Source organism: Mycobacterium sp. NPDC050441 (genome assembly GCF_040655355.1).
Taxonomy (GTDB): domain Bacteria; phylum Actinomycetota; class Actinomycetes; order Mycobacteriales; family Mycobacteriaceae; genus Mycobacterium.
Genome location: NZ_JBFAJS010000002.1, coordinates 720,054 through 746,389, shown reverse-complemented (window position 1 = coordinate 746,389; position 26,336 = coordinate 720,054). Strand labels below are relative to the sequence as shown.

At 63.7% G+C, this 26,336-nt stretch carries 21 protein-coding genes; 3 read left to right on the top strand and 18 right to left on the bottom strand.

Annotated features, from left to right (window positions below; translation table 11 throughout):
* Positions 1 to 12: 12 nt before the first annotated feature.
* The 3 genes from AB0I14_RS08600 to AB0I14_RS08590 all read right to left on the bottom strand — a co-directional run bounded on the left by AB0I14_RS08600 (position 13) and on the right by AB0I14_RS08590 (position 3,372).
* Positions 13 to 1,278, bottom strand: coding sequence for a glycosyltransferase (locus tag AB0I14_RS08600; protein WP_358019091.1), 1,266 nt, complete (start codon positions 1,276 to 1,278; stop codon positions 13 to 15).
* Positions 1,279 to 1,333: 55 nt separating this feature from the next.
* Positions 1,334 to 2,173 (bottom strand): TylF/MycF/NovP-related O-methyltransferase, encoded by an 840-nt coding sequence (locus tag AB0I14_RS08595; protein ID WP_358018747.1) that lies wholly within the window; start codon positions 2,171 to 2,173, stop codon positions 1,334 to 1,336.
* 218 nt (positions 2,174 to 2,391) lie between these two features.
* A complete protein-coding gene (locus AB0I14_RS08590) occupies positions 2,392 to 3,372 on the bottom strand; it encodes a class I SAM-dependent methyltransferase (protein ID WP_358018744.1) in 981 nt (326 codons plus the stop codon).
* 45 nt (positions 3,373 to 3,417) lie between these two features.
* Between AB0I14_RS08590 and AB0I14_RS08585 the strand changes: the two genes are divergently transcribed.
* Positions 3,418 to 4,368: a GAP family protein gene (locus AB0I14_RS08585; RefSeq protein WP_358018741.1), complete on the top strand. Its 951-nt coding sequence runs from the start codon at positions 3,418 to 3,420 to the stop codon at positions 4,366 to 4,368.
* Between the two features lie 30 nt (positions 4,369 to 4,398).
* Here AB0I14_RS08585 and AB0I14_RS08580 read toward each other — a convergent pair whose 3' ends face one another.
* Together AB0I14_RS08580 and AB0I14_RS08575 are read right to left on the bottom strand one after the other, a co-directional pair.
* Positions 4,399 to 5,190, bottom strand: coding sequence for a class I SAM-dependent methyltransferase (locus AB0I14_RS08580; protein WP_358018738.1), 792 nt, complete (start codon positions 5,188 to 5,190; stop codon positions 4,399 to 4,401).
* A 161-nt stretch (positions 5,191 to 5,351) separates the two neighbouring features.
* Complete coding sequence (locus tag AB0I14_RS08575) at positions 5,352 to 6,632, bottom strand: glycosyltransferase (protein ID WP_358018735.1); 1,281 nt, start codon at positions 6,630 to 6,632, stop codon at positions 5,352 to 5,354.
* Positions 6,633 to 6,915: 283 nt separating this feature from the next.
* Here AB0I14_RS08575 and AB0I14_RS08570 point away from each other — a divergent pair, with 283 nt between their 5' ends.
* Positions 6,916 to 7,704, top strand: a complete 789-nt coding sequence (locus AB0I14_RS08570) for a GAP family protein (protein ID WP_358018732.1) — start codon at positions 6,916 to 6,918, stop codon at positions 7,702 to 7,704.
* Positions 7,705 to 7,725: 21 nt separating this feature from the next.
* Here AB0I14_RS08570 and AB0I14_RS08565 read toward each other — a convergent pair whose 3' ends face one another.
* The 9 genes from AB0I14_RS08565 to AB0I14_RS08525 form a co-directional block, all read right to left on the bottom strand.
* A complete protein-coding gene (locus tag AB0I14_RS08565) occupies positions 7,726 to 9,003 on the bottom strand; it encodes a glycosyltransferase (RefSeq protein WP_358018729.1) in 1,278 nt (425 codons plus the stop codon).
* 108 nt (positions 9,004 to 9,111) lie between these two features.
* Positions 9,112 to 10,398, bottom strand: a complete 1,287-nt coding sequence (locus tag AB0I14_RS08560) for a hypothetical protein (RefSeq protein ID WP_358019088.1) — start codon at positions 10,396 to 10,398, stop codon at positions 9,112 to 9,114.
* Between the two features lie 194 nt (positions 10,399 to 10,592).
* Positions 10,593 to 11,561, bottom strand: coding sequence for a sulfotransferase family protein (locus AB0I14_RS08555; protein WP_358018726.1), 969 nt, complete (start codon positions 11,559 to 11,561; stop codon positions 10,593 to 10,595).
* Positions 11,562 to 11,701: 140 nt separating this feature from the next.
* On the bottom strand, positions 11,702 to 12,040 hold the full coding sequence (locus tag AB0I14_RS08550; RefSeq protein WP_358019085.1) for a hemophore-related protein: 339 nt from the start codon (positions 12,038 to 12,040) through the stop codon (positions 11,702 to 11,704).
* Positions 12,041 to 12,139: 99 nt separating this feature from the next.
* A complete protein-coding gene (locus tag AB0I14_RS08545; protein ID WP_358018723.1) occupies positions 12,140 to 15,007 on the bottom strand; it encodes an RND family transporter in 2,868 nt (955 codons plus the stop codon).
* A 40-nt stretch (positions 15,008 to 15,047) separates the two neighbouring features.
* Positions 15,048 to 17,963, bottom strand: coding sequence for an RND family transporter (locus AB0I14_RS08540; protein WP_358018720.1), 2,916 nt, complete (start codon positions 17,961 to 17,963; stop codon positions 15,048 to 15,050).
* Positions 17,960 to 18,370: an MmpS family transport accessory protein gene (locus AB0I14_RS08535; RefSeq protein ID WP_358019080.1), complete on the bottom strand. Its 411-nt coding sequence runs from the start codon at positions 18,368 to 18,370 to the stop codon at positions 17,960 to 17,962. Before AB0I14_RS08535 ends, AB0I14_RS08540 begins: the two co-directional genes overlap by 4 nt.
* A 501-nt stretch (positions 18,371 to 18,871) precedes the next feature.
* The gene (locus tag AB0I14_RS08530; protein WP_358018717.1) at positions 18,872 to 19,606 is read right to left on the bottom strand and encodes a hypothetical protein; all 735 of its coding nucleotides are present in this window, start codon (positions 19,604 to 19,606) and stop codon (positions 18,872 to 18,874) included.
* A 61-nt stretch (positions 19,607 to 19,667) separates the two neighbouring features.
* Entirely contained in the window at positions 19,668 to 20,723 is a 1,056-nt protein-coding gene (locus tag AB0I14_RS08525) for a hypothetical protein (protein WP_358018714.1), read from the bottom strand.
* A gap of 145 nt (positions 20,724 to 20,868) precedes the next feature.
* On the opposite strand from AB0I14_RS08525, the gene AB0I14_RS08520 reads away from it, so the two are divergent.
* On the top strand, positions 20,869 to 22,155 hold the full coding sequence (locus AB0I14_RS08520) for an adenylate/guanylate cyclase domain-containing protein (protein WP_358019077.1): 1,287 nt from the start codon (positions 20,869 to 20,871) through the stop codon (positions 22,153 to 22,155).
* Here the strand turns inward: AB0I14_RS08520 and AB0I14_RS08515 are convergent.
* Genes AB0I14_RS08515 through AB0I14_RS08500 form a run of 4 tightly spaced genes read right to left on the bottom strand, consistent with a single transcriptional unit; the run spans position 22,152 to position 26,332 of the window.
* Positions 22,152 to 22,637 (bottom strand): DNA starvation/stationary phase protection protein, encoded by a 486-nt coding sequence (locus tag AB0I14_RS08515; protein WP_358018711.1) that lies wholly within the window; start codon positions 22,635 to 22,637, stop codon positions 22,152 to 22,154. The two genes, AB0I14_RS08520 and AB0I14_RS08515, sit on opposite strands and share 4 nt — an antisense overlap.
* Positions 22,638 to 22,696: 59 nt before the next feature.
* Positions 22,697 to 24,478 (bottom strand): DUF2339 domain-containing protein, encoded by a 1,782-nt coding sequence (locus tag AB0I14_RS08510; protein ID WP_358018708.1) that lies wholly within the window; start codon positions 24,476 to 24,478, stop codon positions 22,697 to 22,699.
* 43 nt (positions 24,479 to 24,521) lie between these two features.
* Entirely contained in the window at positions 24,522 to 25,175 is a 654-nt protein-coding gene (locus AB0I14_RS08505) for a response regulator transcription factor (RefSeq protein ID WP_358018705.1), read from the bottom strand.
* On the bottom strand, positions 25,175 to 26,332 hold the full coding sequence (locus tag AB0I14_RS08500) for an ATP-binding protein (protein WP_358018702.1): 1,158 nt from the start codon (positions 26,330 to 26,332) through the stop codon (positions 25,175 to 25,177). The genes AB0I14_RS08505 and AB0I14_RS08500 overlap by 1 nt, the downstream gene beginning before the upstream one ends.
* Positions 26,333 to 26,336 lie beyond the last annotated feature (4 nt).

The window sequence follows — 26,336 nt, the reverse complement described above, 5'->3', positions numbered from 1 at the left end:
CCACGCCTGGCGTCACGGCCGACCCACACCGGCGAGTTTCTCCACGAGATCGGCCGTGGTCGCAATACTGTCGGTGGGGTCGGTCATCTGAGTGGCCACCTCGCGGGCCCGGGCTGCAATGTGCGGCTCGAGGATCGTGCGCAGGTCTGCGACCAGGGACTTTTCGGTGGTGGCCGAAAAGCGCCGGGCAGTGCCCACTTTCAGTCGTTTGACTCGAGATCCCCATAGTGTCTGATCGAGATCCGTCGACAGGATCAACGTGGGAACCCCCGCACGTAAGCCCGCGGCAGTGGTGCCCAGCCCGCCGTGATGCACGACCGCGCGGCAAGCGGGAAAGGCGGACGAGTAATTCATCGCGCCGACGATCTTGACGTCTTCAGAATGCGGGACGTGACTGAAGTCCGTTCCAGCAGCACACACCAACGCCCGCTCGCCCAGCTGCGCGCAGGCCGAGCTGATCATGGCAAGGGTTTCAGCACCCGATTCCATCGGCAAACTGCCGAAGCCGAAAAATATGGGTGGTGTTCCGGCGGCGATCCACGAGGCGACCTCGTCATCTGAATCCCCGGGAAGATTCATCGTCAAGGCACCGACAAAGGGTCGTTGACCAGACCATTGGGCCCATTCGCCCGCCAACCCGGGAAAGCAAGCTTCGTCATACCCCTGGATTTCCAGGCAACCGCGTTCGGTGAGCCGCCACGGCGAGGGCGAGGTGGCCTTTGGCAAAGCCAGTTCGCCTCGCTGTATGCCTTCGACTTTCTTGGCGTTGCGCCATGCAACCCATTCAGACGCTTTCATCGCAGTACGGCCCAGCCGCCCAGGCAGGAACGGTATGAAGTGGCCATTGGCCCGAAGCGGGAACAGGTGCAGCGTGGCCAACGGAATGTCGTAGTACTCAGCGACGTTGCCCGCGGCATCCTCGAAATTCACGCCGGTGAACAGCAGGTCTGCACCTTCGGCGAGCGACGTCAGCGTGGCGATGATGTCCTTCCAGCACTGGTGGAAGGGCGCCACGACTTCGCGCCGCAACCTGATCATTTCCCGGACCTTCCAGAAATTACGGAAGAAATGGGTCCAGAAGTCGCGGTGTGCATCCAGCACCGCCTGCAGATCCGGTCCGTACGGGATCGCGGTCGGCCCGGCCGCCTCGACGAAGCCGATGAGGTCGGGTGGGACAGCCATGTGCACGTCGTGTCCGCGGCGCAGCAACTCGCGGCCCACGGCGACACAGGGCTCGATGTCACCGCGTGTTCCGTAGCTTGCCAGGACAATCTTCATCGCAGATTCTGGCCTCTCACGTCCCTTGCGCGCCTGCGGAATCCAACGCCTTTCACTATTTGCGCCAAAGCACAGCAGTCCCGTCGATGTCGACGATCTCGGCGGTGATCCCATGCTCCGTCCGGTAGTCGGTGACGGCTTGCCGGCATGGCTTGAGATCGTGATAGTCATCGATGATGCAGAAGCCCTGTGGGGACAGCCGCGGGTAGAGCGCGTCGAGCGCCTGGATCGTTGATTCGTACAGATCGCCATCGATCCGCAGTACCGCAATTTGATCGATCGGCGCGTCGTGCAGGGTGTCCTTGAACCAACCAGGCAGAAAGCGGACCTGGTCGTCCAGCAGTCCGTAGCGCTCGAAATTCGCTCTGACCTCAGTTTCGGGCACGCCCAGAATGCCGGCGAGACTCTGCGTCCTGAGCCCTTTGTCTGCTTTGTAATTCTCGGGGTCGACGCGTGGCAGGCCCTCGAACGAATCCGCTACCCAGACAGTTCGCTTCTCGTCTCCGTAGGCAGCCAATACGGCACGCATCAAGATGCACGCCCCACCGCGCCACACTCCACATTCGATCAGGTCGCCTGGGATGTCGTCAGCCAGCACGGTCTCGACGCAATGCTGAAGGCTGGCAAGCCTCTGCATTCCGATCATCGTCTCGGCCTCGGCCGGCCAATCTATGCCCAGGTCTCTCTTGTGCTGAACGAGGGTGCCGTGATGTCCGTTCGGAGTAGCGCGCGCGAGTCGGTGTGCACCACTGCGCACAAGCATGCTGTTGAGAGTTTTGAAATAGAGCCGTCGCCGCAGCGTCCACTGGGCAGGCATCCGCTCCGGCATTCCGTATCTGGTGAGGTTGCCCCGGATCAGGTCGAGGTACAGAGATCGAACATCGTGGTCGGTCACGTGAAATGGGGCCCCCAGCTCGGATTCCAGTCGGTTCGAGTGACTCTAGCCTCGAGCCGGCACTGCCCGGCCCGGTTTGTCGATTGACTCTGCGGAGTTTGATCCACCCGTTGCACAGGACAAGACATGGCGAGCGCCCCGGCCTCACGTCGCGCAGCTGGATCGATTGTGGCAGAGATGATTTCCGGCACCGCTACGGCCCGTGGTCGTCCGACGCCCTATATGGCCTGTAGAACGAACCCCGTCTGATCGCCCCGCCCCTGCCGGTTCAGCAATTGCGCGCGCTTCTCCCACTGCCACAGCTGCTTGGGTCCGAACATTCGCAGAATCCTGGGGTCGGTCACCGCAACGTCACGTCGATAGGCTTCACTGCCGAGGAACTGGCCCAAATTCGAATCATCAAACGTCCGAACCACTCGCATTCCAGCCCGCTCGGCCGCCATTGCCATTCCCTGTCGGGAAGGTATGACCATGTGCCGAGGTGCATCGGCCTGCACCCAATCCGCCCGGTAGGTGGCCCAGGCTTCCGATGAGGTCGTCGGCACACGCGCCAGGCACATACCTCCCACAGCGAGCTTCTCGGAGGCCACCTTGAGTGTCGCGACCGGGTCGGGAACGTGTTCGAGGGAATGATTGAACATTATGAGGTCGTAGTTGCCGGCGACGTCGCCCAAATCTGCCTTCATCAGTGGCACGCCTTCGGCGGACTCGCCATCGGCCTCGATGAACGGGTCCGCCCCACACAGATTGTTGAATCCAATTCTGGTCAGACGATCCAGCAGTCCACCCGTGCCACACCCCACGTCCAGGATTCGCGCGTCGTGGTCAACTGGCAATTGAGCGAGCATTTTGACGACGTCGCCCCCGAGCAGCACGCGGAAGATCCCTTCAGATAACCGCGACTTTATGAATGCACCGAGTATCGGACTGCCGCCGCGCAGCTTAGTTTCGTCGTGCTGTGTGACCAGCCATCGGAAAGCGCCCGGCTGCGCTGACGCGCTGTGCGAGTAGTAGTTTGAGGGATAGTGACGCATGAGTTCTGCACCCTCGAGCGCATCGTGAATCTGCAACGTATCGCATACAGCGCAGCAGAAATATTCAAATGGTTCCCGAGTGCCGAACATCATCTCGCGAACTTCGATTGCCGGATGGGGGCCGGTCGATCCGCATAACCGGCAATCTCTGGTTATCGCGGACACTCGGCCATCCTCAGAGAACTCCACGCCACCGCGGCAGCATACCGTTTGCGGTCCGCCGCCGGGCCGAAACCGGCCAGCCGCCTGGGCCGGCGTACGGGCGAAGTTGGCGCTGGCAAACCGACTTTGGCGTACCGGGATAGGAACGCTCAGGGCACCGACAGCTTGAAAAGAGCTGACCGGGACGAGCGACCGGGTAGTGTTTCGGCCGTGTGGGGATCGGTGCTTGCGCTAGGGATTTTGGTGGGCCTCGATCCCATGCGGATCGGCATCACCCTTCTCGTGATCTCGCGGCCGCGCCCCGTGCAGAACCTGCTCATGTTCGGCGCCGGCTGTATGACTGCATGCATTCCCACGCTGATAGTCCCGCTGACGCTGCTGCACGCGACTCCGATGTTCAAATCGACTGCGGAAGCCTGGGCCAAGAGTTCCACGGGCGGTTACATCCAAATCGGCATGGGTGCGGTCGCGCTGACGACTGCCACGCTGCTGACAGTGCACTTCTGGGTACGTCAGCGGGCGAAGCTGCCGACCGCGGACGGTGGCGCGTCGACCATGGTCCTGGACACGGACAAGTCGACGCCGGTCGCGCGGTTCCTCGCCCGCGCACAGGAGGCACCGGAAGACGGTGGGTCATTTTTCCGGCGCCTGATGCGGCGCTGCCACGATGCGTGGGACAGCGGAGCCTTGTGGGTCTCGTTCGTGATCGGCTTCTCATTTGCCGGGGCCCCACCCGACGTGGCTCTGTTCCTACTCGCGATCGTCGTCGTCTCAGGAGCAGCGGTCGGCACGCAGATCACCGCCGCCATCGCGTTCATCATCGGGATGCTGGCCGTGGTCGAGGTCGTCCTCATCAGCTATCTGGCCGCACCTACGAAAACCGAAGCCGTCCTGCAGCGGCTGCACGACTGGGCGTGGGCCCATCATCGAAAGATCCTGGTGGCCATGTGCGTATTGGCTGGTGTCATGTTGATCGCCAAGGGCTTGAACACCATCTGAGTTGGGATACCACCCGACGTACCGGAAAGTTCAGCCCACTCCGCTATCGCCATCCCGCGAGCGGCTGGCCACCGCCACCGTCGGGCCCAGCCCGCGCCGGGTCCGAAACTCAACGGTGATCGAGGGGTCGGCATGCCGGCCCAGCGCACGCAGCGCAGCCGGACTGTAGGCGCGCAGCGAGCTGATGAACCCGTCATGCTGCAACGGCGAAACCTTGATGAGTGGAAGCACAACCGCCAACAGAGCCACGTGCAAAGGAGCCGGCGGCCTGGGCAGATCGACGATCAGCAGTTTCTTCGCCGCCCGGGTACCCGCCGCAAACACCCGCGAGGCGAGTTCAGGGGCCAGGTGGTGCAACGACAACGCAAACACCGCCAGGTCGTAATAGCCTTCCGGCGCGTCGATTTCAGTGGCGTCCATCTCCCGGACGACGGCGCGCGGGTGATTGCCGAGATCTCCGGCGGCCATGCCGGCGACAAACGTGGGCTCGATGTCGGTGACCGTCAGCTGAGCAGTGGGATGCATCTCCAACAGCTTGCGCGACAGCCCGCCGAGGCCCGCACCGAGTTCGAGGATCTTCGGAGCGGGCACCTCGGCCACCTCGCGTAGCACCATCCGGGCACACTTCTCGTGGATACCGATCCTCCGCCGCCCTCCGGCGCGGTCCAGCGAATCCATGACCTTGCGTTTCAGATCATCGACGTCGTCACGATCCAGGTACTCCAGCCGGTTGGTCTGCAATCGCCGGTCCAGCCACGAAGCGTCCGGCCCACCACGGGGCATGTTCGCGATGTCGGAGGTTCTGCTATCCACGTAGACCATCATGGGTCATCGCGGTGGTGATCCGAATAGAAGTCGTAAAGTCACCGCGATTGCTGCCGGCCTGAATGGGCCAACGTGCTATCACTCAGAGATCCAAGGGTTTTGAGGCGCGGCGAACGGACTTCCACCGGTGTGATGTCATTTGTCCCGTGCCGGGGCGATCAGCCGGCACGGTTGAGCCGACCGAACTTTTCCAGCAGGTCGGCGGTGGTCGCCACGCTTTCGGCGGGTTTGGTCATGTGAGTGGCGACCTCACGGGCGCGAGCCAGATACTCCGGCTCGAGGACGGTACGCAGGTCTGCGACCAGCGTCTTCTGGGTAGTGGCCGAAAGACGCCGAGCGGTACCCACTTTCAGCCGTTTGATCCGAGCTCCCCACAGCGTCTGATCCAGGTCTGTTGAGAGGATCAAGGTGGGCACCCCCGCACGCAACCCCGCGGCAGTGGTGCCCGCGCCGCCGTGGTGCACGACCGCACGGCAAACCGGAAAGGCAGCCGCGTAGTTCATGGTGCTGACCACCTTGACGTGATCGGAATGGGGGACGTCGCTGAAGTCACTCGCTCCGGCGCACACCAACGCCCGCTCGCCCAACTCGACACAAGCGGCACTGATCATGGCCAGTGTCTCGGCGCCGGAGTCGACCGGCATGCTGCCGAAACCGAAGCAGATCGGTGGGGTTCCCGCGGCAATCCAGGCCGCGACCTCGTCGTCGGTATCGGTCGGCAACTCCATCGTCAATGCACCGACAAAAGGCCTTTGCCCCTCCCATTTCGCCCATTCCTCCGCGAGCCCGGGAAAGTAGATCTCGTCGTAGGCCTGGATTTCCAGCGAGCCGCGCGCGGCCACCCGCCACGCTGAGGGACCGGTTGCCTTTGGCAAGCCCAGTTCGCGGCGCTGCGGATCCTCCAGCCTTTTCATCATGGGCCAGCTCACCCACTCCGACGCCCTCATCATCGCGCGAGCCAACCGCGCCGGCAGCGCCGGAACGAGCTGCCCGTTGGGCCGCAGCGGGAACACATGCAACATGGCCAACGGAATCCCGCAACCCTCCGCGACATTGCCGGCAGCCTCCTCGCCGATCACCCCGGTAAAGAGCACATCCGCCCCGTCCACCAAGGACGTCAGCGTCTTGTTGATGTCCTGCCAGTACTGGTCGAAGAGATGCCACTCCTCGCGCAGCAAACCGGCCAGATCCCGGACCCGCCAGAAGTTCTTCCAGAACTTGCGCAAGAAGCGCGCCCAGAAATCCCGGTTCAGGTCTTGCCACACCCGCACATCCGGCCCGCAAGCAATGGCCTCCGGTCCAGCCTCCGCCACGAAGTCGACCAGATCGGGCGAGACAGCCATGCGTACGTCATGACCGCGGCGCACCAGCTCACGACCGACCGCCACTCCAGGCTCTACATCACCACGAGTCCCATAGAAAGCAAGCACAAATTTCATCGCGGAGCCTCAAGCCCTTTCAGTTGTCCCAGCCGTGAGCTGCCCGAAGACACCGGTCATTATCCCCATCCCCTGTCAGTTCCGTTCCAAAACGGAAGAGCTGAATCCGGAAGAAACTACCCAAGATTCGACCGGGTCCCGATGAAAACGCGAGTCGGTTGGTGCTGCCGCCCCCCGACGCCGGGGCACGACTTCGATCCGCACGCCGACGGCCGGACGGACGCCGGCCAGGCCAAGATCAACCAGGTTCCAAAAGGCCCAAAAAATAATTAACTAGCAGGTAATGTTCCCCGCCGTGTGGGGCTCACTACTCGGTATGGCGATTCTGATGGCGTTCAATCCAGCCCTTCTGGCCCTCATCCTCCTCGTCATCTCCCGTCCACGACCGGTGCAGAACCTGCTCGTGTGCTGGATCGGCTGCCTCACAACGAATATTCCCGCGCTCGTGGTCCCAGTGGTGTTGCTGCACCGTGCGCCGATGTTCAGTCCTCAGGCTCCGGCTGCCAACGCCGCGGCCCGGCACATCCAACTCGGCATGGGTGTGCTCGTGCTCTCGATCGCTCTGCTCATCGCGGTACGTTTCTGGGTTCGTTCGCGAGCGCAGGTGCCGATACCGGCCGGCAACGTCTCGGGCCAGGTGTTGGAATCCGAGGGGCCGAGCCAAATCTCGTCGCCGTTCGCCGGCGTGGGTGATGTGACGGACGGCGGATCTGCGATTCGGCGGCTGTTCGGCCGTCTTCAAAGAGCCTGGGACAGTGGCGCCTTATGGGTCGCGTTGGTGTGCGGCATGGGATTCTTGCCGGGATTTCCGCTGGTCCTGTTTGTGGCGACCACTGTCGCGTCCTCCGGGGCTTCGACGGGCACGCAGGTTGTCGCCGTCATCCTGTTCGTCGTCGCGATGTTCGCCGTTTTCGAGGTCGCCGTCGTCAGCCATCTGATCGCCCCGGTGCGAACCCAAGCTGTGCTGCAACCCGTACACGACTGGGCACTGGCCAACCGGCGCCAGGTGATGATAGGTATCTTCGTGATGATCGGATTGTTGCAGGTGGTAAAGGGTTTGGGCATCATCTGAGCGGGTGCTCGGATGGCAACGTCAATCAGGACGCCCTGATCGGGCGAACCGTTCCAGGTGATCAGCGGTACTGGCGACACTGTCGTCCGGTTTGGTCATCTCAGTAGCGATCTCGCGGGCCCGGACGACGTATTTCGGGTCGAGAATCGTGCGCAGGTCCGCGGTGAGCCGTTCACTGGTAGCGGCCGAGATGCGCCTTCCGAAACCAACTTTCAGCCGTTCGACGCGACCTGCCCAGATCGCCTGATCGAGCGCTGTCCAGTAGACGAGCATAGGTACTCCGGCGCGCAGTCCCGCGGACATTGTGCCCATGCCACCGTGGTGTACCAGCGCGCGGCAGGCTGGAAACACGGCCGCGAAGTTCATCGTGTCCACGACCTTGACTTGGTCGGAGTCGGGGACCTGGCTGAAGTCACTCGAGCCGGCGCACACCAACGCCCGCTCCCCCAACTCCGTGCAAGCCGCCTTGATCATCGCCAGCGTGTCAGCGGGAGATTTGACCGGCGTACTGCCGAAGCTGAAGAAAATCGGCGGTGTTCCCGCCGCAACCCACGCGGCGACCTCGTCATCGCCGTCCGTTGTCAGCTCCATCGTCAGTGCACCGACAAAGGGCCTTTGGCCATTCCATTGCGCCCACTCGGCCGCCAGTCCGGGAAAACAAACCTGATCGTAGGCCTGTATTTCCAGTGATCCGCGTTCGGTGATCCGTCGTGGCGAGGAGCCGGTGGCCTTCGGCAGACCCAGTTGGCGACGCTGCGCGTCGTCGAACTTCTTCACCCCGCGCCAATTCGCCCACTCGTACACCTTCAGCGCGGAACGCCCCAACGAGGGCGGCAGGAATGTCAGCATCCGACCGTTGGGCCGCACCGGCGAGACGTGCACGGTGGCCATCGGAATGCCGTAGTACTCGGCGACATTCACCGCTGGAGGTTCGAAATTCAGGAAAGTGATGAGTAGGTCCGCCCCGTCGGCGAGCGACGTCAGCGTCGTAGTGATGTCCTCCCAGAACCGGACGACGGACTCCCCGATCTCGCGCATTTCGCGCATCAGTTTCATCAGTTCCGGGATCTTCCAGAAGTTACCGAAGAAACGGACCCAGAAGTCCCGGTGCGCGTCCGCCCACACCGCCGTATTCGGGCCGTAGGGGACTGTCTCAAGCCCGGCCGCCTCAGCGAAGGCAACCAGGTCGGGCGGGACAGCCAAGCGCACGTCATGCCCGCGGCGCACCAGTTCACAACCGACCGCGACACAGGGCTCCACATCGCCGCGAGTGCCATAGCTTGCCAGCACCAATTTCATCGCGCGTCTCTCGACATGAACTCTCCAGTCCGAGCTGTTGCGAACAACGCTGTGGCAGCTAATCTTCGGGATTGAACGGTCTAGGCTACCTACCGCACAGCAGGTATGTCAGTGGATCTCACCGGCAAGGTCGAAATCGGCCAACGTGCGCGCAGCCAATTCGCGCAAGGCGAATGTCGTATTCTCCGCACCGGGTTGATAAGCGCCGACGCTGATGAAGATCTTGCCGCTCAAGCGTCCAGACAGAATGACCAAGCGGCCGCCGGTCCGCTCAAGGAGCTGTCGCGATTCTTGTTGCCCGGTCGTTCGCGCGTTCGCGAACTCGGCTACGGTGCCATCGGCCTGGCTGATGAACGAGCTGAGATCGCCCAGGTAAGAACAGAACACCGCTTGGTCTGGGTCCGCGGGCACTCTGGCGACCATCTGTTTCAGCATCCGCTTCGGCATGAACGACGGCAGCCACAGGAGCTGCTTGGACTCCTCTGACGTCTCATTCAACGTCGCCAGCGTCTGCTTGATGGCCGCACGGACGTCACGCAGATCTGTTGTGACCGGTGCCGGGTCGAGGGTGACGCGCGCGTACGACAGTGCCATCGCGCGAGTGTCGTCCTCCGTGCGGTCGCTCATCGGGATCTGGAGCGTGACGGCGCCGTCCTCTTCGCGGACACGGCCGATGCGTTCGCCGAACTTCGCGGCAAAGGCCGCGGCCAGGGTGTGACTCGCTCCGCCGAGAGCTTCTGCTCGCGCGTCCCACGCACCCAGGTCAACGTAGATGGTCAGGGCGGGGACGAGCACAACGTCATCGGCGACGACTGTCTTGCCGGGTGCCGGCCGCGGCGCCGATGAAGGACGATTCTCAACCTTGGTTCGAGTCTGCTCTCGGGCCGATTTCACTGCCGTGACAAGCGCTCGGGCAGCCTTGGGCACATCGCGCGCTGTTTGTCGGGCATCCTCGACCACCGCTTGCAGTCGAGTGCGTGACTGTGGGGGCGGATACCCGAGATCGCGCGTTTTGCCCAGTGTCCCTTCGACTATCACGAGCGCGAGCCCAAGCCCGTCGATCAAGTTGTGCGAGAGCACCAGGCTGATCGCGGTCGAGCCGTCATCGAGAGGAAGGACACCGATGTGCCAGCCTCGACCCGATTCAGCATCGACGGGGAGCTGTGAGCGTTCATCGACCCAGTTACTGAAATCAGCGCGTGGGCCGGTCGACTCAGCGATGTCGACATCTGACGGCCCCCGATCCAGGACCCATCGATGCCGGGCGACCGGGAGCGCCGGACGCTCGATGCGACGACCCAACAAACCCTCGCCGAGATTGCGGTGAAAGCGTCGTAGCCCGTCGAGATCGATGGCGCGGTCGTACAGCCACGTGACCTGTATGACCACGTTCATCCCGGCCGCGCGATGTTCTGCCAACAACGCTTCGTCTGCCAACGCGAGCCGATTATCCCGTCGCACAGGATCTTTGAATGCGCGGCGCGTTCTCAACGATTCACGTGTACGACTTGTTCGCCCTGACACCAACTAGCCTCTTTCATCGTCAGCAGTGCGCTGCGCTACCGCAACGGTGCCCGGTTGCAGATGGGTCAGGCCCACGTTCCGCGGCGCCGGTGAGCCAGTGCGACGGCCTCGTAGCGAAACTTCAGGATTGACGGCCGAATGAAGCGGTTCAGCTTGTTCAAGCGGACGGAATTCTCGAACACCGTCCGGAAGCCTTGTTCGCCTGCACGATATTCCGCAAAGACGCGATCCAACTGAGACTGGTCCAAGGCTTCGTCGCGCGCGGCCGCGCTCAGGGCCTCGTAGACGGAAGAAATCCAGTTTGTCCCGAAAGTTTCCGTCACCGGACCGATGCTCCGCTGGCGGTGGAGGTCTGGTGTGAGGAACTCGTCGATTGCGCCTTCATCCCGGGTATCCAGATCGATGCCCAGGGCCACCGAAATCCGCTTGACCTCACGACGCCAATCTTCGAGGAGGTTGGCGTACTCGACGAACACGCGCGGCATGTCGCGGGTATCTCTCTCAGCCAGCAGGTTGAATTTCAACCACAGCGCGCTCCCGAGCTCCGGCGATGTCAGAAAATCCGCGGCACCTGATGCGATGACTTCCTGCGGAGGACGCACCATGTTGACGACAGCGATGTCGAAGCCGGCCTGCCGAGCGGCTTCGAACCACAAACTGGACAGCAGCGTTATCTGCAGGTCCTTGATGAGCACGAGCGGCGCAGCCGGCAATGTGGCGAGAAACTGTCCAATCTTGTTGACGCAGAAATCTTTCTGCTCGTCAGTGAACCCCCCGTCCTCCTGCAGGCGCAGCGACGGATCGAACACTGCGCTGCCGTGGCGGCGCAAGATCGTGTTGTTGAGGTGAAGGGAGGCACGCGGCTCCCAGTAGCCACGCGGGTTGCGCGGGTCGGCGCCCGACAGCCCGACCGGGAGCGTAGCGCCGCACAGCGAGAGGACCCGCGTGACCGCAGAAGTTCCAGACCGAGGCACACCCAACACGAACAATGCGACTGGACGCGCCGCGGAATCGCTGTTACCGGCGGGGTTCACAAGCCCAACTCCTCGAATGGCGCGGCGGTGCATCGACTCTGATTCATGACGACAGAAACTGATCTCGCCGAGCCGGCATGGCGAGACTGGCACCGCCCACCGAAGACGAGCGAACCCACGACGACGGTGCCCACTTCAGATCAGAAGTTGCTGCAGGTGTTGAAGGCTTGTTCGATGGTGCCGAGGTACGGCTGAAACATCGGAGCATTCGCCACATCTCGGGCTGTCCTCGCCCGCTTGGCCGGTGCGTCAGTGAGGAATTCGCGCAAGCCGCGCTGCAGTATCGGCGATTGATCGAATGCCATCCGGACTTGGGGGTCCTGCGCATCGAGCGCTGATACCAACTGCGGATAAGTGCAAGTCGTGTTGATGGCCGAATCCAGATTTGGCCCCGCGGACGCGATCCCGGCTCCAGCGGTCAACGACAAAGCGAGGCCTCCTAGCCCGACGGCCAGTTTGGTCAACGACAGACGGAACATATTCAAAACTTCCTTCCTACCATTGCTCCCGACCATTCCGACTGTAATCGGCCTGGCCCGATACCACCCGTGCTTTGTCCAGCTCTCCATGACGCGAAATCAGGCCTCCTGCTTGACCAGTGGATCAGCAGGCGCTGTCACTGGGCCCAGAACCGCACTGGAGGGCCGCTGGCGGACCCTCAGCGGCCACCAGAACCAACGCCCCAGCAGCGCGGCGATCGCCGGCGTCATGAATGCACGCACCACCAAGGTGTCGAACAACAAACCCAAACCGATGGTGGAACCCACCTGACCGATGATGCGCAGATCACTGACCACCATCGACAACATCGTGAACGCGAACACCAGACCCGCGGTCGTCACCACTTTTCCGGTGCCGCCCATCGCCCGGATGATGCCCGTATTGATCCCGGCGCCGACCTCTTCCTTCATCCGCGACACCAGCAGCAGGTTGTAGTCGGAACCCACCGCCAACAGGACGATCACCGACATCGCCAAGACGAGCCAGTGCAATTCGATGCCGAGGATGTGCTGCCAGACCAGCACCGAAAGCCCGAACGCCGCGCCGAGCGAAAGTGCCACCGTACCGACGATGACCAGAGCGGCGACGAAACTCCGCGTCACCACCAGCATGATGCCGAAGATCAGGCAGAGCGCCGCGACACCCGCGATCAAGAGGTCGAATTTTGACCCGTCCCGCAGATCCTTGTATGTCGCAGCGGTTCCGGCGAGGTGGATCGAGGCGTTCTGCAGCGGTGTCACCTTGATCGCCTCTTCGGCTGCCGTCCGCACGGCATCGACCCGCGAGATCCCCTCGGGCGTTCCGGGATCGCCCCGGTGCGTGAGGATCAGCCGGACGGCCTTCCCGTCGGGCGAAAAGAACAGGCTCATCGCCCGTTGGAAGTCCTTGTTCTCGAACACTTCCGGGGGCAGATAAAAGGAGTCGTCGTTCTGGGCGCCGTCGTAGATCTTGCCCATCGCGCTGGCATTCGACGTCGTCTCGTCCATGATGGCGATCATTCCGGACATGGTGCTGTGCATTGTCAGCATCATGGCTCGCATTGACTTCATGATTTCGATCATCGGCGGCAACTGAGTGACAAGCTGCGCCTGTAACCCATCCATTTTCACCAAGTTGTCGAGAAGTTTGTGCATCTGAAGGCTGAGCTGGTCGGTGCTATCAAGCGCGTCGAACACTGATCGAATGGCGAAGCAAATGGGAATGTCGTAGCAGTGGCCTTCCCAATACAAGTAATTGCGAATCGGCCGGAAGAAGTCGTCGAAATTTGAAACGGTGGCCATCAGATCATCAGTAAGTTCGGCAGTCTCCCCGGTCACCTCGACGGTGTTGTGAGTGATCGAGCCGATCAACTTCATCAGATTGTGAGTGCCCTCCATCTGGGTGATCATTCTCTGCATGTCGTCCGCCTGCTTCAACATGCCGTTCATGCGATCTTTCGCGAATGGCACGATCTGTCGGAGGCCGGCGCTCTGCAGGCTGATTTGAAACGGTATCGACGTGCGCTCGATCGGGCTGCCCTCAGGCCGGGTAATACTCTGCACCGTGGCAATTCCGGGAACCGCGAAGATCTTCTTGGCCAGCTTGTGCAGGACCAGAAAATCTGTCGGATTGCGCATATCGTGGTCGGCTTCGAGCATCAGGATGTCGGGCGTCATCCGCGACTCGGGGAAATGCCGCTCGGCGGCCGCGTACCCGACATTGGCCGGGATGTCCTGGGGTACATACAGCCGGTCGTCGTAGCTGGTCTGATATCCGGGCAGGGCCAACAGTCCGACGAAAGCGACCGCACACGCCCCAGCAAGAATCGGCACCGGCCATCGGACCACCGCCGTGCCGACCCCCCGCCACCGGCGGACCATGAGCTTCCGCTTCGGTTCGAACAGCCCGAACCGGCCGCCGACGGCAATGACGGCCGGAACCAGCGTGACGGCCACCGCGACGGCAACCGCCATGCCTATAGCGGAGGGAATGCCCATCGTCTCGAAGTACGGCAGCCGGGTGAAGCTCAGACAGTAAATGGCTCCGGCAATCGTCAAACCTGAGGCCACAACCACTTTGGCAACGCTGCGATAGGTGGTGTAGAACGCGGTTTCGCGGTCTTCGCCGGCTTGACGTGCCTCGTGATATCGCCCGATGAAGAAGATTCCGTAATCGGTTCCTACCGCGATTCCGAGCGATACCAGCAGATTCACCGCAAATGTCGACAGACCGAGGACCTGGTGATCGCCGAGGAATGCGACGACTCCCCGCGCCGCCTGCACCTGTATTCCGACCATTGCCAGCAACAGGACGACGGTGATGACCGAGCGGTACACGAAAAGGAGCACCGTGCAGATCACCACCAGGGTCACCAGCGTGATCTTCATGATCGACGTATCACCGGCGTGGTTCATGTCGGTGATCAGCGGGGAGGGACCCGTGACGTAGGCCTTCACCCCGGGCGGCGGCGGCGTTCCCGCCACGATGCCCCGGACCGCTTCCACAGATTCGTTCGCGAGGGCCTGCCCCTGGTTACCCGCGAGATTCAGCTGCACATAGACACTCAGATCATCGGCACTCTGAACACCCGACGCGGTGAGTGAGTCCCCCCAGTAGTCCTGAACGTGCTGCACGTGTTTCGTATCGGCTCGCAACTGACGAACCAGATCGTCGTAATAACTGCGCGCGTCCTCGCCGAGGGGTTTGTCACCCTCCAGGACGATCATCGCCACACTGTCGGAATCGGATTCGCCGAACACCTGCCCCATGCGCTGCATCGCCTGAAACGACGGCGCATCCTTGGGAACCAGCGATACAGAGCTTTCCCGCCCGACTTGTTCCAATGACGGAACAGCGAAGGTGACGACGGCGATGATCGCCAGCCAGCCGAGAATGATCGGCACCGACAGCCGATAGATCACCCGAGCGATCAAAGGCGGCCGGTCGCTTGTGTGCCGACTGCTCATGCGGCCTTCACCGCACAGAAGGAATACGCATTCATAACTGTCAGCGCTCTTCCCTCTGCAGGATCGACCGCACAAGCTGGCCGCGGCCCGACGGGCGACCCGCTGCGCTGAGGCCCGCTGCGCTGAGGGGACGTGGATGCACCCGCTGCGGCCACCAGAACCACCGCCCCAGCAGCGCGGCGATCGCCGGTGTCATGAATGCGCGTACCACCAAGGTGTCGAACAACAGCCCGACGCCGATGGTGGCACCCAACTGTCCGATGGTGACCAGGTCACTGACAACCATCACCAACATCGTGAACGCGAACACCAGTCCGGCGGCCGTCACCACCTTGCCGCTGCCGCCCATGGCCCGGATGATGCCGGTGTTGATCCCGGCGCCGATCTCCTCTTTCATCCGGGACACCAGTAGCAGGTTGTAGTCGGAACCCACCGCCAACAGGACGATCACCGACATCGCCAGCACCACCCAGTTCAAGGGCATACCGAGGATGTGCTGCCAGATGAGCACGGAAAGCCCGAAGGCCGCGCCCAGTGAAAGCGCCACCGTACCGACGATGACCAGAGCGGCGACGAAGCTCCGCGTCACCACCAGCATGATGCCGAAAATGAGGCAGAGCGCGGCGACAGCCGCGATCAGGAGATCATATTTAGACGCTTCGACCAGGTCTTTCACCGACGCCGCGGTGCCCGTGAGATAGATCGAGGCATTTTGCAGCGGCGTGCCCTTGAGCGCTTCTTCGGCCGCGGTTTCGATCGGGTCGACGAGCGACATGCCCTCAGTCGTCGCCGGATCGCCTCGCTGGGTGATGAGCATGCGGGCCGCTTTCCCGTCCGGTGACAGGAAGATGTCCATGACGCGCTGGAAGTCCTTGTTCTCGAAGACTTCCGGAGGCAGGTAGAAGGAGTCGTCGTTCTGCGCGGCGTCGAATGCCTTGCCCATCGCGGTGGCGTTGTCGTTCGACGTCGCCATTTGATCCATGATCCCGGACATGGTGCTGTGCATCGTCAGCATCATGGTTCGGGTGGATTCCATGGTCGAGATCATCACCGGAAACTGAGCGGCCAATTGCGGCAGAATTGCGTCGAGTTGATCGAGATTGTCGACCAGGCTGACCATCTTGACGGTGATTTGGTCAATACCGTCGAGCGTGTCGAAAACCCCTCTGATCGACGAACATATCGGAATCGTGTAGCAGTGCGGTTCCCAGTAGAAGTAGTTCCGGATCGGTCGGAAGAAATCATCGAAATTCGCAACGTGATCGCGCAGTTGATTGGTCACCGTTTGCAGCTCATGGGTATCGGCGACCATTTTGTGCGTCGTGCTGACCATCTCTTCCGTCAGTGCCTGCATGCGCTTGACGATGGCGATCGTTTTCGTCATGTCGTCGGCCTGCACCAGCAGGTCTTCCATTCGATCCTTCTGGAACGGCATCAAATGGGTTTGAGACGCATTGCTCATGCTGAGCATGAACGGAATCGTCGAGTGTTTGAGCGGCTCCCCGGCGGGACGGGTCGGCGCCTGGACCATCGAAACTCCCGGCACGGACTGCACACCCTTGGCCAGTTTGTTCAGGACCAGGAAGTCGATCGGATTCCGCATGTCGTGGTCGGCCTCGATCAGCAGAATGTCGGGCGCCATCATCAATGACTGGGGGAAATGTCGCGTCGCCGCCGCATAACCCACATTGGCGGGGATGTCCTGCGGGATGTAATTCTGGTCGTTGTAGCTCGGTTTGTATGCGGGAAGCGCCAATAGGCCGATGAGCGAGACCGCGCACGTCGCGACGAGAATGGGCCCGGGCCAACGAACGACCGCCGTGCCCACCTTCCGCCACCGACGGGTGGTGAGCTTCCGCTTGGGTTCGAACAGCCCGAAGCGGCTACCCACGGCGATGACTGCGGGGACGAGTGTGACGGCCACCAAGACGGCGGCAGCCATGCCCACGGCAGTGGGAATGCCCAGAGTTTGATAGACCGGCAGACGGGTGAAGTGCAGACAGAGAATCGCCCCGGCGATGGTCATGCCGGAACCCACGACCACCTTCGCGACGCTGCTGAACGTCGTATAGAACGCCGCCTCTTTGTCCTCGCCGGCCTGGCGCGCCTCCTGGTAGCGCCCCGTGAAGAAGATGCCGTAGTCGGTACCCGCCGCGATCGCGAGCGCTACCAACAGGTTGACGACGAACGTCGTGATACCGATGACCCCGAGACTGCCGAGTAACGCCACTACCCCTCGGGCCACCGTCAATTCGACGCCGACAACCACCAGCATGAGAATCACGGAGATGATCGACCGATAGACGAGCAGCAGCATCACGAAGATGACCGTGAGGCTCAACGAGGTGACCAGCCCCACCGTCCTGTTGCCGGCCGGGCCCAGATCCGCGGCGAATGCCGCCGGTCCCGTGACATAGGTCGTGATTCCCGGCGGCGCCGGAATCCGGTCCACGATCGCACGCATCGCCTCAACGGATTTGACCGCCGAGATGTCCGCGTTGCTGGTGAGCGTCACCTGTACGTAGGTGGCCTTGCCGTCGACGCTCTGCGCGGCGCCCTGGGTCATCGGGTCGCCCCAGAAATCCTGGACGTGCACGACGTGTGTGGTGTCGGCCTTCAGCTGACGAACCATCTCGTCGTAGTAGCCGTGTGCGGCATCGCCGAGGGGCTGCTCCCCTTCCAGAACGATCATCGCGACAGCGCCCGACCCGGCTTCGCCGAACAGTTGCCCCATGCGCTGCATCGCCTCGAACGACGGTGCGGCGGCGGGATCCATCGCTACCGGATGCTCTTTCTCCACCTGCTCGAGCGAAGGCACGGCAACGCTCAGGATGACGGTGACCGCCAACCATCCCAGGATGATCGGCACCGACAGCACGCGGACCATGCGTGCGATGAACGGGCGGCGCCTGGCCATGGGCAACGGCTCCGTTATCGGCTCACTGTCCGTGCTCATGCGGCCTTCAGCTGACAGAAGGTGAAGGCACTCACGCCAGTCCGGACCTTCTCGTCCTTCACCTCGTCGCCGACGAGGATGCGGCATCCGATCGAGTCAGTATTGCCTTGAGCGGAGATGTTGCCCATCGCCGTCGCATCGGAGATCGGGAAGTCCATCGACCATGGCAGCGGCGCGTCCCGGATGAGTTTCGGTTCGGCATCGGCATCGAAATAGCTGATGGTCGCCAGCGTCCCCGGGGGGCCGAATACCTCGTAAACCAGGTGCTTGGGGTCGTGGGCCCGCTTCTCCTCACGCTCGGTACTGGTGTACGCGGGGCGGCTCTCGCTGCCGAAGACGCCGTGCAATCTCTGCACGGTAAATCCGCCTGCGACTCCCACCACCACCAGCACCAGCGGAATCCACAGCCGCTTCAGGATCCTGAAAATCGCGAGTTCCTCCGACTGTCTCCGTGCCGGCACCCTGGCGGGTGCTCAATCATGCATTTGCAGATCGGATGCGAACGATCGAGCCCCGAATGCAGAGGCATTCCAGGCCAGACCCTGCACGAAGCTTCCGCAAACGTGCTGCGCGCCTCGATGAGCGCACCCGATCCCGAAGAGTAAACCATGCCTTTGCGTCAATATGGCGCAAACGAGTCAGATGGCCGGAATCGCTTCACCGCCTTGACAATCACGCTGAAGCGACACCGCTCGCACACCAACCGGTACCGCCGGTAATCCCCACTGTTCGGGCGCTGTCGAGACGGTGCCGAGCAGCCCCGAATCTAGGAACCAGCTATGAATCAGCCGTGAAAGGACCACGAAGTGCGCCATTGCTGCGGGCCGGCTGACGGATGCTATCCCGCGACGATGAATCCATCCAAGCACACACCTGGATCCGCACTCACGGCGACAGCCCCACGACACTCAGGACACCTCAACGGCCGGCGCAAGGTCCCGGATGGCCTGACGAATCATGCGGGGCCGGGGCGCCGCACCTGCGGGGTATACGACGGTGGTGTGCAATCGCGGGTTGGTGGTGCGGATTGTCCACACGTGGGTGTACACCACGCCGCGGGCATCGCGGGACGAATGAGTGACAGCCGTGACACCGTCCCATCGCCGGAACCCCGGGTCGTCCTCGGAGGGCGGCGGATAGCCGATCCCTTCGTGAGACAGCCAGAAGTGAGTACGCCCGTATGACCGGATGGTGCGTATTGGAATTGCGACGGCCACCGAAACCATCCCCACGAGAGCCATCGCGCTGACCACGGTCATCCCGACCGCCGCCAAGCCTGTCGTGCCGGGCCGGTCTAGACCGCCGTGCTGGATCGCTCTCCGAATGAAACGACCAACGCCGGATGCCGTCACGGCAAGGACAACCGCAGCCACGGTGGCGAAGACCCAGAACACCGGACCGAGCGGACTACGAACCTCCAGCACGGTGTCGTCCGGCGCTTCCGGCGGCTCACCCTTCGGTTCAGCGGTAGACGCGCAGCGAAAGGAGACGGCCCCGAATCCCGTCGCCATGATCAGGACTCCCATCAGCGGGGCCCAAGGTGAGCCCGACAATTCTCCGCGAGCCCAACCCAGCACTGCGAGCAGTCCCCCGACGAGCGAGGTGACGGCCGCAGCGATGAACACCCAAACCAGTGGACCCATCCGGTAGACCTCGGCAGCGGACCGTCTGCGGTCATGCTCGCCGCGCGTCACTGCTGTGCCGCTACGGCAGGAACCGGGCGATCTGCGGTGACGGCAGTGTCTGAGCGGCGCGCGCCTGCCGGAAGCCCACCGCTCCACCTGCGGCCGTCATCAACAGCATGCCGCCCAGTCCGGGCAGCACGGCGAACAGCAGGTCGCTTGTGCTGGCCGTGCGCAGATAGTCGGCGTATCCGAGCCGGAAGGACTCCGCCAGCGCAGGCACCGAAAGCGGCTGTGCCGCTGGTGGTTCTGGCCGCGGCGCAGGAATGGCCGGCGCGCTCGGGACCGCCGGCGGCACCCCTACCGGTGGGGCCGTGGGCACCGGGACCGAGATGACCGGAGCGGGAGGGACCACGACCGGCGCCGGAGCGACCGGGGGCGCAGCGATCGCCGGAGCGGGTGCGGCGGGAACCTTGGGCGGGGCCGACCGGATGACGATCGTCCGACTGCTCGGGGCCGTCGGCACCGGCGCGAGTTTGGGGGCCCGGCCGAGGTTTCCGTTTGTCGGCACCCCTGCCGCTCCCCCTCCGCCGCCCGTCACGGCTGCCGTCGGGGCCTGGGCAGTCCCACTGGTCACAGCCGCAGTAGGCACCTGGGCGGTCCCGCCCGATAGGACTGCCGACGGACCCTGCCCGGTCGTGCCGACGCGGGCCGACTGCGGTGATTCGGCGAATGTTCCTGAGCGGGCCGCGGTCTCCGGGGCCTCGCCTACGCCCACCTTGGTGGTCGCGGTGTCGGTGGTCCCGACCTTCGACTCGGGCTTGGAGCTTTTGGAAGCCCTCGACCCGCCGAGGCTGCCCCCGGAATTCTTGACTCCGGCGCCGCGCTGCGGGCCCAACTTGGCCGCGGGACCGGACTTCTTGTTCTTCTTCTTGTGATCGAAGATGTCGTGGATATCGATACCGAACAAGTGCGCCGAAGCCACCGCGGTGCCGGCCATGCCAGGTCCGACCACCATGGCACCACAAGCGATCGCACAGCCGGCTGCGGTGTTGCGCACCCATGACTGATCCACGAAGAGGTCCCCCCAGAACAGATCGGCGGCACTGCTGCCGCGCTCACTGGAACAAGTGCCCATTGTGACATATCGATATTCTGTCGGATTTTGCTGGACCATGATTCGAAATAGCGGCCGCGTCAATGTCGGACAATCCGGTTGCTTGCGGCGATACCCTTTGTCCGTGGTGGTCAGCGAGTTCCGCCGGTCGGTGTGCATACCAGAGATGGCGTTGAACAACCGCGTTCCGGCCCGCACTCGGCACTACGCCGAGAGCGTGTCGAGCCGACTGCGGGTGTTGACCATTGCGACGTGTATTGCGGCCGCGGTATCCGGGGGATTCGGGGTCTTCCAACTCATCCTCGGCGGGCCAATGTGGCGGTTCGGCTTCGTCAACCTCGGATCTGCCGCGTTCTTCCTGCTAGTGCCGCTGTTGTATCGGTTCGGCGAACTGATCGCGCCGCTGGCGTTCTTCCTGTTCGCCTATGTATCGGTGTCGACGATGTGCTTCGCGGTCGGCACCGGTTCGGGACTGCAGTTCTACTTCATGGTGGCGGCGTCGCTGGCGGTGCTGGTGTTGGGAATCGAGCGCATTGTGCTGGCGGGGACGTTGACGGCGCTGGCGGTAGCCGCCGCAATCGTGCTGGAAGTCCTGGCCCCCGACGATCGGGGGCTGGGGCCACCGTGGGCGCTGACCGCGGGGTTCGTTCTTTCGGCGGTCTCGGCCGGAGCAATGGTGTTTGCCACAGTCTGGATGTCGTTACGTGAGATCGCCCGTGCCGAACAAGCCATGGAAGCCGAATACCAGCGGTCCGAGCAGTTGCTGGCCAACATTCTGCCCACCACGATCGCGCAGCGGCTCAAGGAGCCCTCACGGACGATCATCGCCGACAACTACGACGACGCCTCGATCCTGTTCGCCGACATCGCCGGCTACACCGAACGGGCCAGCGACCTGACTCCGACCGATCTGGTGCGCTTCCTCGACCGGCTGTACACCGACCTCGATGCGCTGGTGGACCGCCACGGCCTCGAGAAGGTGAAGACCAGCGGTGACTCCTACATGGTGGTGGCCGGGGTGCCCAAGCCACGCACCGATCACATCGAGGCACTCGCCTGCTTGGCGCTCGATCTGGCGGAAGCCGTGGCCGACCTCAAGGACCCGCGTGGGCGCGCGGTGCCATTGCGGATCGGCCTGGCAGCCGGACCCGTGGTGGCCGGGGTGGTCGGGGCCCGCAAGTTCTTCTATGACGTCTGGGGCGACGCGGTCAACGTCGCCTCACGAATGGAGACCACCGACGTGGCCGGCCGAATTCAGGTGCCGCAGAACGTCTATGACCGCATCAGCCACGCGTTCGTGCTCGAGGAACGCGGCGATGTCGAGATCAAGGGCAAAGGCGTCATGCACACCTGGTACCTGACCGGCCGCCGCGACGATGAAGCGACACGCGCCCGACTGGAGAATGCCGGTCCGACGCGTGCCGCCTCCTTCGTGCCGCCGACCAGTGGTTAAACCTTGCGGTTCTCCGACTTGATCAGCCACGCCAGCTTTTCCAGGCCATCAATCAACTGGTGCAGGACGTCCGCGGTTGTCGGGTCGTACGCGTCCACCTCATCGTGTACCTCGCGCATGGTCTCCACGGCCGCATAGATCCGAGTGGTGACAAGGTCGACTACCTGGTCGGTACTGCGCTCGTAGGCGGGGAACTCCGGGAGCGTGGTGCTGCCCACCACGGTGTCCGACCGTCCGTCGGGGACGGCATCGAGCGCACGCATCCGTTCGGCGATGGTGTCGCTGCCCTCCCTGGCGAAATCCACGACCTCATCGAGCTGCAGATGCAGGTCCCGGAAGTTGGTGCCGACGACGTTCCAATGGGCCTGCTTGCCCTGTATGCCCAGTTCGATCAGGTCGACGAGGACCTGCTGCAGGTGTCCGCTCAGCTCCGGTGTGGCCTGGTAGCCCTGGATGTCGGATTCGATTCGACGTGTACTCATGCCAGTTACAACTGTCCCTAATCTGGAATCACTCCAGTTTAGGGCAGATGTGAGCACGTTCACACCGGCCGCCGGCCCGCCGCCTGGTCCTGCTGATTGAGCAGTCGCGCATATCCCGCCCCCATGCCCAGCAGGGCCAACCCGACCACGATGAACACCGCGACCCGGAAGATTCCGTCGAGAGTCCCCAGGTCGAACAGGAACAGCTTGGCCATGGCCGCCGCGACGAGCGCCATGCCGCCGCCGATGGGCAGCGACCGCTGCGCCTTGGGGCGTCGCGCCGCATAGCGGAGCAGGCCGGCCGCCACCGCGATCCAGCAGATGGTCGCCACCATGTGGCCACCGAAGAAGCCTGCCCCGGTGCCGGCGATGGCGACGCCGGCCGTCACGGTGAACACGGTGAGCGCATATCCGGCCACAAGAGCCGCCGCCGCCCACACCAGCCGGAGCACCTCCTGATCCCCCGCGCCCTCGGCGGACCATGCCCACGAGATCGCGGCCGCCGCACCGACCGCCAGTACGCTGCCGATCAACAACGAAACCGTAAGTCCCGCAGATAGTTTCGTGGCCTGCACCAGGACGTCGGGGCTGGCAGAGTCGAGGTAGACCAGGCCTCCGACCACAGCCAGCCCGATGGCGATCCACCGCGTCACACCCTGGCGACGCCCGGCAACGGCGACCACGGTGGCCATCGCCAACAACACCGGGCCCGCCACCGGCGCGTCAAAGGCCACCAGCACGGCGATGAGCACGGCAACAGCCGCGAGTACCGACCATATCTGGCGGACCACGACGCCCAGCCCGGGAATGCGCTCGCCGAGTGCCACGATCACCACCAAGGCCGCCGCCAGCGCAACCAACATGAGGGCTGCAATCGCACGATCGACGCCGGCCGCGACACACAACACGGGAAGAACGCCGCAGGCGGTCAGAACCGCCGTTGCCCACGGCTTGGTGGACCAGCGCAGCACCAGCACCCCGCCCGCCAGTGCCAGCGCTGCAGCCAGCCCGCAGGCCAGCGCGAGCACGAGATCATTCCGGCCATCGATTGAGGCCGTCGCCAGCGCTGTCAACAACGGCAGCGTGGCCGCCGCGATACGTGCGGCGTACAACCCGGTCCAGTCTCGACCGAACTGGATCGGAAGTGCGGCGGCCGACAACGCAAGCATGAATCCGATCAGCAGCAGGGTCACTCCGTCGGTGACGACAGGCGCCAGGGCGATCAGCGGCACCAGGACCAACAAGCCCAGCTGTTCGGAGTTCCACCGCCGCGCCAGCATCAGACCGCCGCCACCGATTCCGGCGGCCAACATCAGACCGACCGGCGCCGACACCCAGTCATAGATCGTGGTCACGGCGATCACGTCCATGTACGCGGCCGCAACACCGGTTGCAGCCAACGCGATCGCCCCGACCCGGCCACCCGGCCTGCGATACAGCCACCACCCCGCGCCGACCAGCCCGGCGGCCAGCACTGCACCTGCCGCGACCCGGAACTCCGGTCGCAGGATGCCGGCCTGGGCGGCCAGCACCAGCAGCAACACCACACCGGTGAGCGTCACGGCCACCCCGGCCACCGCGAGTGCCTTGCCGATCCAGCCTTCTGAGCGCTCCGGACGGAACGCGGGCGCGGGCCTCGGCGGCGCCGGCGTGGGAGCGACGGGAGCGACGGGCCAGGCGACAGGCGGCGCAAAAGGCACCGGGGCCGGTACGACCGCCGGAGCCTGATCGACCAGTCGCCCCAACTCCCCCAGGTCCGCCGACACCCGGTTCATGTAGGCCGAGATCGCGGACAAGTCGGACGACATCCGGGCGATCAAGGCGCGATGAGATTCGCTCATGCGGTCATAGTGGCAACAAATGCGGTTGCCGTGATGAGTAGGACTACTCGTCGAGGCCGTGTTCGATGGCGTAGCGGGCCAATTCGACACGGTTGGCGACCTGCAACTTGCGGAACGTCGCCTGGACGTGGTTCTCGACCGTGCGGTGGCTCAGCGACAGGCGCGTGGCAATCTGCTTGGCCGTCAGCCCCTTTGCCACAAAACGCAGCACCTCGGTCTCCCGCTCGGTCAAGCTGGGGGTGGCCGGACCGTCGTCCGGATGTCGAGCGATACGCCGATACTCGCCGAGGACCAGCCCGGCCAACCCCGGCGTGAACACCGCACGCCCCTCCGCGGTGGCCCGTACCGCAGCGGTCAATTCGGCTTTCGACGCACTCTTCACCAGATACCCGGTGGCCCCGGCTTTCACCGCTTCCAGAACGTCGTCGCGCTCGTCGGAGGCCGAAAGCACCAGCACCCGCGACGACGGCGACACCGCGAGGACCTCGGCGGTGGCCGTGGCGCCACTGCCGTCGGACAGGCTCATGTCCATCACCACCACATCGGGCAGCACCACCCCGGCCCGCCTACCCGCCGAGGCCACCCCATCGGCGGTGGCCACGACATCGAATCCCTCGTCGGCGAGATCTCGTGCCACCGCGTCGCGCCAGATCGGATGATCGTCGACGACCATCACCTTCAGTGCGGTCTCCGTCATCACTGTCCCTTCTCGACGGCGTCACGGCCTCCAGATGAGCGGGGCAGCGTGAGTTCCCATTCCGTGCCACATCCAGGTTCTGTGTTCAACTGCGCCTGCCCGCCCAACCAATCCATGCGGCCCACAATCGATTTCGAGATTCCCACATGACCTTCGCGGGCCGCCGCTGCCAGTCGCCCGGCAGCGATACCCACACCGTCGTCGCGAATGCTCACCGTCACCGAATCGCCGAGATCCTCAAGCAGCACGAAAACCCGGGCGCCGGGTCCGGCGTGTGCGGCGGCATTGTCCAGAGCGTTGCCGGCCGCGGCGAACAACTCATGGGCGGCGTCGTGTTCGAGGAGCACGGGTTCGGCCGGCAGGCTGACCGAAACCCGATCGGAGGCCCGGGACCGCAGCAAGGCACCGATGTCGGTGACGCCGCCGGTGTGCACCTCCGGATCGGGCGCGCTGACAAGCCTGCGCAACGCGCGCTCCTGCTCTCCGGCGAGTTCAGCCAATTGCGCTGTCTCACCACCGATTTCCCGACCTCGCCGCGAAACCAGGGCCAACACTTGAATGGCGCCGTCGTGGACCCGTCGAGACAATCGCTCTCGTTCTTCCAACGAGGCCGCCAACCGCACCGCACGCTCCAACTCGGCATGCGCGCGACGCGCGGTCTGAGCGGCCATCCCCACCGCGAGGCCCACCGCCAGCTCGATGACGATGGTGGCGTTGCGGCCGAGATTGATACTGACGTAACCCTTCAACGCGGCCGCGGCCGCCATCACGGCCAGCCCGGCTCCCATCCCTCCGACCGGACCGAACTGCAGTGCCGCCGAAATCGTGGCGTTCGTCGCCCACAAAGTTGTGGGCCACGACTGGTTGTCGGCGATCCAGTGCTCGGATGCCACCAATTCGGTGGAGAGCATGAGGGCCAGGACCACCACGGTCTCGGCGATGACCCACGACGGACGACGGCCGAAACCCTGCAGGTAGGCAATCCCACACGCGATGCTCCAGGCGATCAGCACCGCGCACAGCACGCCGGCCAGTACCGGCCTGGTCAGATCATCGTTGATCGCGATCTGAAACCCCAGCGCGTACAGGCAACTCAGCAACCGGAAGATCTGCGCGGCACGCCACAACGGAGTAACCGGTTCCGGGCGCCGCTGCATTGGC

Bases quoted from the DNA above. Each gene is read 5' to 3' on its own strand.
- AB0I14_RS08600 (WP_358019091.1), bottom strand. From the start codon at position 1,278: ATGAAGATTGTCCTGGCAAGCTACGGAACACGCGGTGACATCGAGCCC.
- AB0I14_RS08580 (WP_358018738.1), bottom strand. From the start codon at position 5,190: ATGGTCTACGTGGATAGCAGAACCTCCGACATCGCGAACATGCCCCGT.
- AB0I14_RS08575 (WP_358018735.1), bottom strand. From the start codon at position 6,632: ATGAAATTTGTGCTTGCTTTCTATGGGACTCGTGGTGATGTAGAGCCT.
- AB0I14_RS08570 (WP_358018732.1), top strand. From the start codon at position 6,916: ATGTTCCCCGCCGTGTGGGGCTCACTACTCGGTATGGCGATTCTGATG.
- AB0I14_RS08565 (WP_358018729.1), bottom strand. From the start codon at position 9,003: ATGAAATTGGTGCTGGCAAGCTATGGCACTCGCGGCGATGTGGAGCCC.
- AB0I14_RS08560 (WP_358019088.1), bottom strand. From the start codon at position 10,398: ATGAACGTGGTCATACAGGTCACGTGGCTGTACGACCGCGCCATCGAT.
- AB0I14_RS08550 (WP_358019085.1), bottom strand. From the start codon at position 12,040: ATGTTCCGTCTGTCGTTGACCAAACTGGCCGTCGGGCTAGGAGGCCTC.
- AB0I14_RS08545 (WP_358018723.1), bottom strand. From the start codon at position 15,007: ATGAGCAGTCGGCACACAAGCGACCGGCCGCCTTTGATCGCTCGGGTG.
- AB0I14_RS08540 (WP_358018720.1), bottom strand. From the start codon at position 17,963: ATGAGCACGGACAGTGAGCCGATAACGGAGCCGTTGCCCATGGCCAGG.
- AB0I14_RS08530 (WP_358018717.1), bottom strand. From the start codon at position 19,606: ATGGGTCCACTGGTTTGGGTGTTCATCGCTGCGGCCGTCACCTCGCTC.
- AB0I14_RS08525 (WP_358018714.1), bottom strand. From the start codon at position 20,723: ATGGGCACTTGTTCCAGTGAGCGCGGCAGCAGTGCCGCCGATCTGTTC.
- AB0I14_RS08520 (WP_358019077.1), top strand. From the start codon at position 20,869: ATGGCGTTGAACAACCGCGTTCCGGCCCGCACTCGGCACTACGCCGAG.
- AB0I14_RS08515 (WP_358018711.1), bottom strand. From the start codon at position 22,637: ATGAGTACACGTCGAATCGAATCCGACATCCAGGGCTACCAGGCCACA.
- AB0I14_RS08510 (WP_358018708.1), bottom strand. From the start codon at position 24,478: ATGAGCGAATCTCATCGCGCCTTGATCGCCCGGATGTCGTCCGACTTG.
- AB0I14_RS08505 (WP_358018705.1), bottom strand. From the start codon at position 25,175: ATGACGGAGACCGCACTGAAGGTGATGGTCGTCGACGATCATCCGATC.
- AB0I14_RS08500 (WP_358018702.1), bottom strand. From the start codon at position 26,332: ATGCAGCGGCGCCCGGAACCGGTTACTCCGTTGTGGCGTGCCGCGCAG.